12 protein-coding genes and 1 pseudogene are annotated in these 11,606 nt (G+C 62.9%); 1 reads left to right on the forward strand and 12 read right to left on the reverse strand.

What is annotated here, in order from left to right:
• The 7 genes and pseudogenes from HOY34_RS21250 to HOY34_RS21280 all read right to left on the reverse strand — a co-directional run.
• A pseudogene (locus tag HOY34_RS21250) lies at positions 1–114 on the reverse strand (electron transfer flavoprotein subunit beta/FixA family protein); the annotation flags it as partial.
• Positions 115–145: 31 nt separating this feature from the next.
• Positions 146–841, reverse strand: coding sequence for an alpha/beta fold hydrolase (locus tag HOY34_RS21255; RefSeq protein WP_172366607.1), 696 nt, complete (start codon positions 839–841; stop codon positions 146–148).
• Positions 842–844: 3 nt separating this feature from the next.
• Positions 845–1,633, reverse strand: coding sequence for an HpcH/HpaI aldolase/citrate lyase family protein (locus HOY34_RS21260; RefSeq protein WP_172366609.1), 789 nt, complete (start codon positions 1,631–1,633; stop codon positions 845–847).
• Positions 1,627–2,493, reverse strand: a complete 867-nt coding sequence (locus HOY34_RS21265; RefSeq protein WP_172366611.1) for an HTD2 family dehydratase — start codon at positions 2,491–2,493, stop codon at positions 1,627–1,629. The genes HOY34_RS21260 and HOY34_RS21265 overlap by 7 nt, the downstream gene beginning before the upstream one ends.
• Positions 2,493–3,635 carry a CaiB/BaiF CoA transferase family protein gene (locus HOY34_RS21270; protein WP_172366613.1) on the reverse strand — a complete coding sequence of 381 codons (1,143 nt, stop codon included), beginning with the start codon at positions 3,633–3,635 and terminating at the stop codon, positions 2,493–2,495. The genes HOY34_RS21265 and HOY34_RS21270 overlap by 1 nt, the downstream gene beginning before the upstream one ends.
• An 11-nt stretch (positions 3,636–3,646) precedes the next feature.
• Positions 3,647–4,810 (reverse strand): acyl-CoA dehydrogenase family protein, encoded by a 1,164-nt coding sequence (locus HOY34_RS21275; protein WP_172366615.1) that lies wholly within the window; start codon positions 4,808–4,810, stop codon positions 3,647–3,649.
• A gap of 107 nt (positions 4,811–4,917) precedes the next feature.
• Entirely contained in the window at positions 4,918–6,306 is a 1,389-nt protein-coding gene (locus tag HOY34_RS21280; protein ID WP_172366617.1) for an MmgE/PrpD family protein, read from the reverse strand.
• A 195-nt stretch (positions 6,307–6,501) separates the two neighbouring features.
• Between HOY34_RS21280 and HOY34_RS21285 the strand changes: the two genes are divergently transcribed.
• Positions 6,502–7,212: a class I SAM-dependent methyltransferase gene (locus HOY34_RS21285; RefSeq protein ID WP_172366619.1), complete on the forward strand. Its 711-nt coding sequence runs from the start codon at positions 6,502–6,504 to the stop codon at positions 7,210–7,212.
• Here the strand turns inward: HOY34_RS21285 and HOY34_RS21290 are convergent.
• From HOY34_RS21290 to HOY34_RS21310, 5 genes are all read right to left on the reverse strand, one after another.
• Complete coding sequence (locus HOY34_RS21290) at positions 7,181–8,065, reverse strand: efflux RND transporter periplasmic adaptor subunit (RefSeq protein ID WP_172366621.1); 885 nt, start codon at positions 8,063–8,065, stop codon at positions 7,181–7,183. The genes HOY34_RS21285 and HOY34_RS21290 overlap by 32 nt on opposite strands.
• Before the next feature lies 1 nt (position 8,066).
• Complete coding sequence (locus HOY34_RS21295) at positions 8,067–8,270, reverse strand: DUF1656 domain-containing protein (protein ID WP_172366623.1); 204 nt, start codon at positions 8,268–8,270, stop codon at positions 8,067–8,069.
• Positions 8,267–10,369 carry an FUSC family protein gene (locus HOY34_RS21300; RefSeq protein WP_172366625.1) on the reverse strand — a complete coding sequence of 701 codons (2,103 nt, stop codon included), beginning with the start codon at positions 10,367–10,369 and terminating at the stop codon, positions 8,267–8,269. The genes HOY34_RS21295 and HOY34_RS21300 overlap by 4 nt, the downstream gene beginning before the upstream one ends.
• Before the next feature lie 3 nt (positions 10,370–10,372).
• Positions 10,373–10,834, reverse strand: coding sequence for a MarR family winged helix-turn-helix transcriptional regulator (locus HOY34_RS21305; protein WP_172366627.1), 462 nt, complete (start codon positions 10,832–10,834; stop codon positions 10,373–10,375).
• A 306-nt stretch (positions 10,835–11,140) separates the two neighbouring features.
• Positions 11,141–11,281 carry a hypothetical protein gene (locus HOY34_RS21310; RefSeq protein WP_172366629.1) on the reverse strand — a complete coding sequence of 47 codons (141 nt, stop codon included), beginning with the start codon at positions 11,279–11,281 and terminating at the stop codon, positions 11,141–11,143.
• Between the last annotated feature and the right edge of the window lie 325 nt (positions 11,282–11,606).

Genomic DNA, 11,606 nt, shown 5'->3' on the forward strand with positions numbered 1-11,606 from the left:
AAAGGGGTTCATCGACATCTTAACATTGGCGAGATCGACACCCGAGCCATCCGCCTTAACGCGGACCTTCACGTTGTAGTCAATCACCCGTTTGACAGGCACAAGGACCTTCATGCGGCAAATCTCCCAGAAAGTATTGAAAACCTTAATGCTTCAGCAGTCGGATCAACTCTTCCGTCACTGCTTCAGGCTGCTCGATTGGTGTCAGATGCCCGCTTTCGGGGAGGATCTTCAACCATGCCCCCGGAATCGAGGATGCCAGCGCGAGATGCAGCGAAGGCGGTGTGATGACATCCTCTCGCCCGCACAAAACCAGCGTCGGACATGTGATCCGCACCAGATCCGCCCGGCCGTCCGGTCGATCTATCCGGCTTTGCCGGATCAATACTTCCGGCCCGAGGCGCCTGGTCATTTCGCGCACCCGTTCGATCATCTCGTGGTTTTCCAGGTGCTGTTCCGCGAAATAGCTGCGCAGCAACCGCTCACCAAGGCCGAGAAAGCTGCCGGGCACTTCGGCCAGCGCGATGATCCTCTGACGCTCTTGCATGCGCGCCGCATCATCTGGCAGCATTGTCGTATCCAGCAGGGCAAGATGGCTGATCCGCTCTGGCGCGATCCGCATCACCTCTTGCGCGACGATCCCGCCAAGCGAGAAACCGGCCAGCGCGAAACGCTCTTCGCCGATGTCCAGTACCGCCTGGGCCAGTTCGCGCAGCGTTTCACCTTTTGTGATATCCGCAACGACCGGGCGTGCAGCACCACGCAGCCCTTCGAGCTGATCGCGCCACAGCTCTGCATCATTCAGCAGGCCCGGCACGAGGATGATCTGCGGCAGTCCCACCTGTCAGCCCGCCCGCGCCAGAATGGCCCGGGCGCGGATGCGCACCGGCTCGTCTACCATTGCGCCATCAACCGCCGCCGCCCCATCACCCGAGGCCAGCACGCGGCGCGCCCAATCGATCTCGGCCGCCGAGGGCGCAAAGCCCTCAAGCACCGTGGCGATCTGGCGGGGATGGATACAAAGCTTGCCCGTGAACCCAAGCGCGCGGGCATGCAGCGTGTCGCTGCGGCTGATCTCCATATCGTCAAGCTGGACAGTCACCCCGTCAATCGGCGCGGCAATTCCGGCAAGGCGCGAGGCCAGCACCAGCTCCGAGCGCACGGGCAAAAGCACCTCTCGCAGGTGTTCGCAGCCAAGATCGGCACAGAAATCAATCGAGCCAAAGGCCAGACGCGACACGCCATCCGCCGCCGCAATCGCCCGCGCATTGGCCAGTCCGAGGGCGCTTTCGATCAGCGCGATCACCCCGTGGCCGGTCGTTTTCGCCACCCCGACACAGGTCTGCGCATCTTCGGCCTTGGGCAGGATTACACCCGCGATGGGCAGCGCCGCCACCGCCGCCAGATCGGCCTCATGCCAGGGCGTGCCCGACGCATTGATCCGCACCAGCACCGGCAGATCGGTGAACCCGACCGACAACGCGGCGCGGGCGCTGTCTTTGGCGTCGAGTGCAACCGCATCCTCAAGATCCAGGATAACCGCATCCGCGCCCGAGGCTGCCGCCTTTGCAAATCGCTCGGGCCGGTTCGCGGGCACGAAAAGCGGGGCCTGGATCAAAGCTGCATTCACCATTCTGCGCGCGCCTCCATCGCAACCGGACCGTCAACATATGACGTCCAGAGCCGCAGTCCACCTTCATCTTCGCTGGCGTTCAGGGTGAAATCGGCAATGTCGAACAGGGGCGAAAGCGAGCGGAAGCTGAACCGCGCCGGCGGCTTGCCACGGACGCTTTGCGCGTAATGCACCAGCATCGTCGCCTGCAACGGGCCATGCACGATCAGACCGGGATAGTTTTCCTCATCGCGGACATAGGGGGTGTCGTAATGGATGCGATGGCCGTTGAAGGTCAGCGCGGAATAGCGAAACAGCAGCGGTGCCGAAGGCGTCACGACCAAACGATGCGCGCCGGGGGGCGCGGCAGGCACCGGCTTCCGTGCGGCGGGCGCGGTTTCGGTGGTCGCGGCTTTATCAGGCGCGGGGGCAACGGGGCGATAGACGATATCCTGACGCTCGTTCAGCACCAGGCGGCCGCCACTGCTGATCCGGTGATCGACGGTCACGAAACACAACACGCCCGAACGTCCCTCTTTCACCACCACATCGCGGATGGTGGAATGGCGCGTCATCTCTTCGCCGATCCGGATGTCGCCGGTAAACTCCATCTGGCCGCCCGCCCACATCCTCCGTGGCAGCGGAACCGGAGGCAGAAAGCCGCCGCGCGCGGGATGGCCATCGGGCCCAAGGCCCGAGGTCGGCGCCACCGGCTGCGCAAGGCACAGATGCAGCATCAAAGGCCCCGCTGCGCCCTGAGCTGAAACGCCCTCGCGATCAAAGGTCGCGTTGAACCGCGCGACCAGTGCCGCAGTGACATGCTCAGAGGCGGTTTCCTCGCGCCCGATCCATTGGCGCAGATGGTCCAGATCCAGCGGCATCAGCCTTCCTTTCCAGCCAAAGCAGGCATCGGCGAAACAGGTTCCGACACAACAGGCGTCGGCAACGCAGGCACCGGACCATAATGCCGCTCTTCGCCGTGGAAAATCGCGCCTGGCGCCGGATAGCTGACCGGTCCGTTCGGAGTGTCGACGGTGATGCGGCGCAGATGCGGGTGCTGCGACAGGGCCCCCATATCATTGACAGAGGCAAAAGCCACATCCGCCGCGATGATCGCGGCCACCGCCTCATCCCCGCTGCGCCGGGCAAAAGCCGCGGCCACCAGCTGATCGGTCGCGGCGCGGTTCTGCACCCGGCCGACATTGGTTGCAAAACGCGGATCTGTGCCCAGCTCGGGCGCGTCCAGGAAATGCGCTGCCAGCTGACGCCATTCCCGGTCACTTTGCACCGAAATCAGGATCTGCTTGCCATCATTTGCCGAAAACACCCCGTAAGGCGCGATCGAGGGATGCGCGAGGCCCAGGCGTTTCGGCGTCTGCCCGTTCTCGTGATTAAGCAGCGGCACCGTCAGCCAATCTGCCATCACATCGAACATCGAGACCGAGATATTCGCCCCCTTGCCGGTGATCCCCCGCGCGATCAGCGCCTCGAGAATGGCGGCATGGGCGGTCGCCCCGGTCGCAATATCAACAATCGAGATCCCCACGCGCGAGGGCTCATCCGGCCCGCCGGTGATCGAGCACAGCCCCGATTCCGCCTGGATCAGCAGATCATAGGCCTTGCGATCGGCCATCGGCCCGCCCTCGCCATAACCCGAGATCGAGCAGATGATCAGGCGCGGAAATTCCCTCTGAAGGCGCTCGAAACCAAAGCCAAGCCGCGCCAGCGCCCCCGGTTTCAGGTTCTGCACCAGCACATCCGCACCGGCCAGCATTTCCGCCAGGCGCTCTTTGTCCTGGGGTTTGGTCAGGTCGGCCACCACGGTTTCCTTGCCACGGTTCAGCCAGACGAAATAGCTAGACTGGCCCTTTGCCGCCTTGTCGTAGCCCCGGGCGAAATCGCCCTCGGGTCGCTCGACTTTCAGCACCCGCGCCCCGGCATCCGCCAGACGCGCAGTGACAAAAGGCGCCGCGACCGCCTGTTCGATGGCCACAACCGTCAGCCCTTTCAGCGCAAGTGTCATCCCTGCCCCCCTCAGAACGAACGCGGCAGGCCGAGGATATGCTCGGCCACATAGGACAGGATCAGGTTGGTCGAGATCGGCGCAACCTGGTAGAGGCGGGTCTCGCGGAACTTGCGTTCGACATCATATTCGCAGGCAAAGCCAAAGCCGCCGTGGAATTGCAGGCAGGCATTCGCGGCCTCCCAGCTGGCTTTCGCGGCGAGGTATTTCGCCATATTCGCCTGGGCGCCACAGTCTTTATGGGCGTCATAAAGGCGGCAGGCCTCATAGCGCATCAGGTTCGCGGCCTCGATCTCGATAAAGGCCTCCGAGATCGGGAATTGTACGCCCTGGTTCTGGCCGATGGGGCGACCAAAGACCTTGCGTTCTTTGGTATAGGCCACGACTTTTTCGGTGAACCAATAGCCGTCCCCGATGCATTCCGCCGCGATCAGCGTGCGCTCGGCATTGAGGCCGGTGAGGATGTACTTAAACCCTTTCCCCTCTTCGCCGATCAGGTTTTCCTCTGGGATTTCAAGGTTGTCGAAGAACAGCTCATTGGTCTCATGGTTGACCATGTTCAGGATCGGGCGCACCTCCATCCCGTTTTTCATCGCCTCTTTGATGTCGACGATAAAGATCGAGAGGCCCTCGGATTTCTTCCTGACCTCAGAGAGCGGCGTGGTGCGGGCCAGCAGGATCATCAGGTCGGAATGCTGCACCCGGCTGATCCAGACTTTCTGGCCGTTGATGACGTATTTGTCGCCCTTTTTGACGGCGGTTGTTTTCAGCTGGGTGGTGTCGGTGCCGGTGGTCGGCTCAGTCACGCCCATGGATTGCAGGCGCAGCTCGCCGGTGGCGATTTTGGGCAGATACCGCTTGCGCTGCTCTTCCGATCCGTGCCGCACCAGGGTGTTCATATTGTACATCTGGCCGTGGCAGGCGCCCGAATTGCCGCCCGAGCGGTTGATCTCTTCCATGATCACCGAGGCTTCGGTCAGCCCAAGGCCCGAGCCGCCATATTCCTCGGGGATCAGCGCCGCCATCCAGCCCGCTTTGGTCAGGGCATCGACGAATTCCTCGGGATAGGCGCGGGCCTCGTCGATCTTGCGATGATATTCCGCCGGGAAATCATTGCAAAGCGCACGAACCGCGTCGCGGATGTCCTGGAACTGGTCTTCAAAGGTCTGAAACATGGGATCTCTGTTGCCTTATGCGGGTAAGGTCTGCCGTTTGCGGCCACTGTCTGGGGAGAGGGTCGTCGTTGCGACAATATAAGTCAAATACACATTATATTTCGCCATTATACAGAATTGTTATTGCCGGATGCCAGGAACCCGGTCATCGACGCAGCCCCGGAAATCGCCCGCAGCCGGTTGAACCAAGCCTGTGACGCGGCGTTCAGCACCGGGCCGGCGAGGGCTGCGAATTTTTCGCGCAGCGCCGCCTCATCGGGGAAGGTTTCCGGCTCTCCCAGCGGGTCGGGGATGCGCAGGTCATGGCGCGTGCCCCGCGCCGTCACGCTGAGTGTCGCGCCGAACGGATGGCGCAGCCCTTCAAGCGAGGGGTCATGCACCACATCGACCTTTGCCGCGATGGCATCGGCCTCTGGCTTGCCCAGGAGGTCGTAATCATCCCAGCCAAAACGGCCGCGCAACAGCGCCACCGCCGCTGCGAAGGGCATCGAGAACTGGCCATCCACCACCGTCCGCGCCAGGCGTTTGGCCGCAAGCGGCGCGCCAACAAGCGCGATGCCGTTCCGGTGCAGGCCGACGGTGATCGCGCTGACCTCGTCGGGCTGCAGGCCGTGTTCGTTGCGCAGCCGCAAAAGCCCGTCCACCGCCGCATGGGTATAGCGGCAGGCGGGATAGGGTTTCAGCCCGATGCGCAGCGTCTCCCAGACCGTGCCCAGCCCGGCGGTGGCCAGCTCGGGCCGCGGCGCGCTGCTATAGCCTTGCAAAAGCCCGTGCTTGCCCTCGATCGCATCGGCGGCGCCTTTGAACCCCTGCTTCGCAAGGCTGGCGGCGATCAGGCCTTTCATCGCGGCCTCGCCGACCTGGTAGCGTTTGTTCCAGGCGCCGTTTTCCAGAAACTGCAACGAGCCCGAGGCCTGGCTGGCCGCCACACCAAAGGCGGTGGCGATGCCGTCGGCATCCAGCCCCAAAAGCCGCCCCGCCGCCGCCGCCGCGCCAAAGGTGCCGGCGGTCGCGGTGGGGTGAAAGCCGCGCGCATAATGCGCGGTCGGGTCCAGCGCCATGCCAAGACGGCAGCAGACCTCAAAGCCGATCACCACCGCTGCCAGGAACTCCGCGCCTGACGCGCCGGTCAACTCGGCTGCGGCCAGGGCTGCGGGCACCACCGGGGCCGAAGGGTGCAGCGAGCTGTCGGCATGGGTATCGTCGAAATCCAGCGAATGGCCAAAAGTGCCGTTCAAAAGCGCCGCCGTCGCCGCACCATAGCCCCGCGACAGGCCGAAAACCGTGCAGGGGCCGGGCGCGGCCAGCCCCATCTGTTCGACCATTGCCAGCACAGAAGGCGTCGAATCCGCCTCATGCGCGGCGCGGATTGCCGATCCGGCCAGGTCACCGATCAGATCCAGTGCCCTTGCGCTGACCCCGGCGGGGATGGTTGCCAGATCTGTCTGCGCCACAAAGGCAGAAAGGGTTCGGGTGATCGGTGCGGTTATGGTCATATCGGGATCCGGCGGCTGTGCTTTGGCGCAACATGCCTGCTGCCGGGCCATAGTCCCAATAGTGAATTTATCTCACTGATATAACGCCCCGGCATGACCAGCCATAACCTGGACTTATGCCCGCCACATCAAGCCGATATTGGAAGCAATGGCCGCGCTGTGCAAAACAGAGGTGACGCATTAAGGAACCCGCCGATGTCTACTCTTCCGCCTGCAACCGACAGTATCGGCTTTATCCTGGCCGAATTGCATGAACGGAAGGCAAAACGGGTGCTGGATCTGGGCTGCGGCGACGGGCAGCTGGCCGGGCCCCTGCTTGCGGCGGGGTTTGCGGTTACCGGCATCGATCCTGCGCCAGATCAGATTGCGCGGGCCCGCCAGAACCACCCGTCTGCGGATTTTTACCCTGGATGCGCCGAGGCCCTGCCCCCTTCGCTTTCGGGTTTTGACGCGGCGATTTTCGTGAATGCGCTGCATCACGTGCCCGAGGCCCGGATGGAGGCCGCGGTCATGGGGGCATTCCGTGCCATAGTGCCCGGAGGCGTTCTGATTATCGTGGAACCCGCAGCCTCGGGCAGTTTTTTCCGCGCCATGCGCCCGGTCGAGGATGAAACCCATATCCGCGCCGCCGCTTTGCGGGTGACTGAGGGGCTGATCGCCTCAGGCCGGGTTGCACTCGAGCGGATCGCGCATTGGAACCGCATCAGCCGCTTTGCAAGCCTGGAGGCCTTTATCGAAAAGCTGGTCGCCGTTGATCCCTCCCGGGCGGCCGCGACGCAGCAGAATGCCGAGGCGCTGAGCCGCGCCTGGCGCGAGAATATCCAGGTCGAGGATGGAATGGCGCGCCTGGTGCAGCCCCATAGCGGCTATGTGCTTAGCCTGCGTCATCGCCCTCAAGAATGGTGATGGTGGCGGATTGACCGGCGATCAGCTGCCGCGCGGCCTCCGGGTCGTCAAAGCCGATGCGGACCGGGATCCGCTGCGCGAGGCGCACCCAGGTAAAGGTGGGCGTCACATTGGCAAGCCCGCCGTTGCTGTCGCTGCGCTCGCGGTCCTCGATCCCGGCGGCAATGCTGACCACATGACCATAAAGCGGCGCCGAGGCCCCCATGATGTCGATCCGGGCACGGGCGCCGGGGCGGATGCGGGGCAGCCGGGTTTCCTCGAAATAGCCTGCGGCGTAAAAGGATTGCGCATCCACCAGCACCGCCACCGGCGTTGCCGTCGTCGCATAGCTGCCCGGGCGCAATGAGAAATTGCTGATCGTGCCGCTGACCGGCGCCACCACGGTCGAGCGCTCCAGGTTCAGCCTGGCCTGGTCCAGATTGGCCAGCGCCGCCTGATGGCTGGCATCGGCCTTGCGATAGTTGCTTTGCAATTCATCATGGCGGCTGACGCTGACGACATTGCTGTTCAAAAGACTGTCGCTGCGATCCAGCTCATTCTTTGCAAAATCGAGGCTGGCTTTCGCGCCGGCCACTGCTGCCTCGGCCTGGTCAAGCGCGATGCGAAAGCGCTCGGGGTCGATGCGGATCAGCACATCCCCCTTCTCGACGGTCTGGTTGTCATGGATCAGCACCTCGCTGACGATCCCCGAAACATCGGGGGCGATCCGCACCACATCGGCGCGGATATGGCCATCACGTGTCCAGGGGGCGGACATATAGTAAGACCACAGATGCAGCCCCAGCACCGCAGCACAGCCCACCATCGCAAGCGTCAGAAGCATTTTGCCGGAAGCGGCGAGAGAGAGTTTCATGTCAGTATCCCCTTGTGATCCAGGCCAGAAGCCCCAGGATCACCACATAAAGCGCCGCATCGAAAAGCGGCCGGTGCCAGACCAGGCGGTAAAATCCGGTGCGCGCCAGAACCCGGCTTGCCTGACGGCTGAGCACATAGGCAATCACCGCCAGCACCAGCAGCGCGGGCAGAAAGACGCCGTAAATATCAATCTGACCATTCATGGCATTTGCTCCGTGATCTGCCCGGTGATCTGCGCGGTGATTTGCCCAGTGGTTTGCCCAGTGGTTTGATCGGTAATCGGGCGGCTTTGGGCCCTGAGAGACTGCGCCGGAAGCTGCGGCTCGCCTGTCGGGACAAGGCTGAGGCGCAGCGCGGCAAGGCTGGTTGCAACTGCGCCTGCCTGGCCACGCGATGCGTTTTTCAGGCATTGGTCGAGCAATGCGATGATCCTGGCCGGGATCTTCTCATCGGCCGATCTGCGGGTGCGGTAAAAGCCCGCAACCTCATCGATCAGGCGGCGCAAAGCAGCGCGGGCGGCGGCGGGGCGGCTTTCACTCTGGCGGCGCAGATCCGAGAGGTTAACCCCCGCCCGCATATCGCGCAAAAGGTCGCCGGACAGCGCATCAGAGCCCGGAGGCAAGACCACAAGGCGACTGGCAAGAAGGCCGGTCAGGTCGATCAGCCGGGCGGAAAGGCGCAGGCCGTGACGGGCCGGGCGGCTGGAAACCGCTGCAATCTCTCGCCAGCCAGCGCGCATCAGACGCCGCGCGCTGGTCTCGGCGCCCACGGCGCGAACCATGCCGCAAACCAGGATCGCCAGAACGATCCCCATGATGGTCGAGATATTTGGATCAAGGAAATTCACCATATCCATCGAAGGCCGCGCCTGCAGGCCCAGCATGAAGGGGAAATTGATGCAAAGCCCCATCCCCACCATGAAAAGCCGCGGAATCGCAAGAAAGATGCCCGCGGGGATCAGGAACAGCCCAAGTGCTGCGACCAGTGTCACAAAGCTGTCCAGGAAGGGCATCACCGCAAAAGCATAGACAAAGGCCACCAGCATCGCCCAGAGAACCAGCGGCAGGAACTTGCGCATCGCGGGCACGGGATTGTCCATCGTGGCCAGGATGCAGCAGAAAACGCCGCCGATCTGCGGAATGAAATAGGCGTTGTGCCAGCCGCTCTGGATCCAGAACACGGTGCCGATCAGAAAGGTCAGCCCGGTGGCGAAAGCCGACAGAAAGGCCATCCCGTAGTCGCGGTGCCAGGGAATCCGGTCGAGATCCCCGAGGATTGCCCGCGCCTGCGGAGAGATGCTTTCCGCCATGATCGCCGCGCGCAGGATCCGACAATCGCGCCAGACATGGGCCAGATCCTGCAGGCGGCGCCTGGCGTTTTGCTGCATCAGATCCTGCCAGCTGTCGCCCGTAGCCGGGGAAAGCGTGAGATCGGGCATCTCTTGCGCATACCCCGGGTTGGCCGCGCTTTCGCCCATCCAGGCCACCAGCTGCGCACGGTATTCACGCAGGCCATCGGCGGCAGGGTTGCCCTCCAGGGCCTCGAACTGATCGCGCAGCGCCGACAAAAGCGGCAGCACCAGCGCCATGCGGTGCTGCAAACCATCGGTCAGCGCGATGATGTCGCGGTGATGCGAGGTGTCAAAGGCAACATGGGTGGCGAAGGTGCGCATCTCAACGGAATCGCCCGCCAGACGGCGCAGCTCGCGGCGCAGGGTATCGGGGTCACTGGCGGGATCGAAACTGTCACGCGCCAGATCGGCGGCATCGCGGGCCCAGGCATCGACCCGCGCGACCAGCACCGGGCCGGTATGGCGCGGCAAAAAGATCCGGCTGATCACGGCGGCACAGATGATCGCCACAGCGATCTCTTCCACGCGGGAGACGGCAGTATCAAAGGCCAGAAGCGGCGTATCGACCACCGGCAGCCCGGCCAGCAGCACCGTATAGCCCGACAGCAGAAAGGCATAGCTGCGCGGCGTGCGATCCAGCAGGCTGATGAAAAGACAGCCCGAAACCCAAAGGATCAGCGCAGCGATCAAAAGCCAGGGCGTATTGACCAGCGCCGGCACCAGCACCACCGTCATCACCCCGCCACTGATCGTGCCGATCAGCCGGTAAAGCGCCTTTGAGGTGATCGCGCCCGATAGCGGGTTGGCGATGATATAGACCGTGCCCACCGCCCAGAAGGGACGCGACAGATCGAAAGAGATCGCGACCAGATAGGCCAGCATCGCGGCCGCAAAGGTCTTGAGCGAGAAGATCACATCGCTGTTGGTGAACAGAGGCGGCCGCGCAGACATCTTTCAGCCTTTGCGCTTGTCGAGTTTACGCGCCAGAACGGCGCCGATCTTGTCCAGCAGATCAAGCGTCGCGGCGATCTCTGCGGCTTTCGCATCACACAACAGCTCGGCCCGCAGCTCTGCAAAGACCGTCTCGACCACGCCCGCAAGCGCCTCGCCCGCTGGGGTCAGGCAGACCAGCTTCGCGCGGCGGTCATCGGGATCATTCTGGCGCAACGCCAGACCCTCGCGCTCAAGCGTGTCAAGCGTGCGCACAATCGAGGTGCCCTCTAGCCCGAGGCTTGCCGCCAGCTCGTTTTGCCGCATCGCCCGCCCTGCCCGCGCGATCATCACCAAAGGCAGCGCCGTCGCATCCGAGAGCCCCTGATCGGCCAAAGCCTGCGCCACCGCCCGCCGCCAGGACTGAGCGACGGCAATCAGTTTCGGTGCCAGGTCGGATGAGTTCGAATTATGATGCATGTGCATTAAATGATACATCACCTAAAAGGAGTCAATATCCGGGATGCGTGCTTTCGTGCACAAGCGCCGTGCCCAGAACGGAAAGCCGTGCCGAAGGGCGGCCTGATGGCTCAGTCTGCCCGTGATCTGATGGCTGATGGCCGAGGGGCGCCTTGCCGCGTTGTAATCGGTGCCCCAATCGGCGGCCGGGTTGCGGGCGTGGGCCGGATTGCGGGCCAGGTGGCTCATCAGAAAACGCGGCTTATGCTGTCCCTTAATCATGAGGAGGATTACCGGGGGGGCAGGTCAGGGCACATGCCCATGTGCAAAAATTCAGAAATCCACCTCAACGGGAATTTCTGCCTCACCTCCTTCTCCTGCAACCATTTCCATGGCGGCCAGCGCTGCACTATAGACTTGCGACAGAGAAAGCAGCACCATGCAGATTGGGCGAGGTTCGTTTGCCGTCAGCATCTGAAGGCAGCCTGTTGAAATCAGCCAGAATGCGGGATGGCTGAAAAAACCGGCCGTTGTGCAGCCATGAAGCAATAAGTCAAAGTAGTAAAGTCACCACTCACGGCAGAGTTCGGACAAATGAACAGACCAGAAGTTAGCATTATAATCCCCAACAGGAACAAGTCCGAATATCTGACCCAGTCTCTGATGAGTGCGGCTGGGCTTTGTTGCGCTATTCGGCTTGGGGGCGCAGATACCCCTTTCCCGGTTATCTTCAGCGCATGCGGACGGTCTCGGGCGTTCCGAGTGATGTGAAGCGGTTCATGAGTGCGATGCGGATCTG

Source organism: Pseudogemmobacter hezensis (genome assembly GCF_013155295.1).
In the GTDB taxonomy this organism is placed as follows: Bacteria; Pseudomonadota; Alphaproteobacteria; order Rhodobacterales; family Rhodobacteraceae; genus Pseudogemmobacter; species Pseudogemmobacter hezensis.

Excerpts from the sequence above, each read along its gene's own strand:
- HOY34_RS21260 (WP_172366609.1), bottom strand. The coding sequence starts at position 1,633 with ATGGTGAATGCAGCTTTGATCCAGGCCCCGCTTTTCGTGCCCGCGAAC.
- HOY34_RS21265 (WP_172366611.1), bottom strand. The coding sequence starts at position 2,493 with ATGCCGCTGGATCTGGACCATCTGCGCCAATGGATCGGGCGCGAGGAA.
- HOY34_RS21270 (WP_172366613.1), bottom strand. The coding sequence starts at position 3,635 with ATGACACTTGCGCTGAAAGGGCTGACGGTTGTGGCCATCGAACAGGCG.
- HOY34_RS21275 (WP_172366615.1), bottom strand. The coding sequence starts at position 4,810 with ATGTTTCAGACCTTTGAAGACCAGTTCCAGGACATCCGCGACGCGGTT.
- HOY34_RS21280 (WP_172366617.1), bottom strand. The coding sequence starts at position 6,306 with ATGACCATAACCGCACCGATCACCCGAACCCTTTCTGCCTTTGTGGCG.
- HOY34_RS21285 (WP_172366619.1), top strand. The coding sequence starts at position 6,502 with ATGTCTACTCTTCCGCCTGCAACCGACAGTATCGGCTTTATCCTGGCC.
- HOY34_RS21290 (WP_172366621.1), bottom strand. The coding sequence starts at position 8,065 with ATGAAACTCTCTCTCGCCGCTTCCGGCAAAATGCTTCTGACGCTTGCG.
- HOY34_RS21295 (WP_172366623.1), bottom strand. The coding sequence starts at position 8,270 with ATGAATGGTCAGATTGATATTTACGGCGTCTTTCTGCCCGCGCTGCTG.
- HOY34_RS21300 (WP_172366625.1), bottom strand. The coding sequence starts at position 10,369 with ATGTCTGCGCGGCCGCCTCTGTTCACCAACAGCGATGTGATCTTCTCG.
- HOY34_RS21305 (WP_172366627.1), bottom strand. The coding sequence starts at position 10,834 with ATGCACATGCATCATAATTCGAACTCATCCGACCTGGCACCGAAACTG.
- HOY34_RS21310 (WP_172366629.1), bottom strand. The coding sequence starts at position 11,281 with ATGCTGACGGCAAACGAACCTCGCCCAATCTGCATGGTGCTGCTTTCT.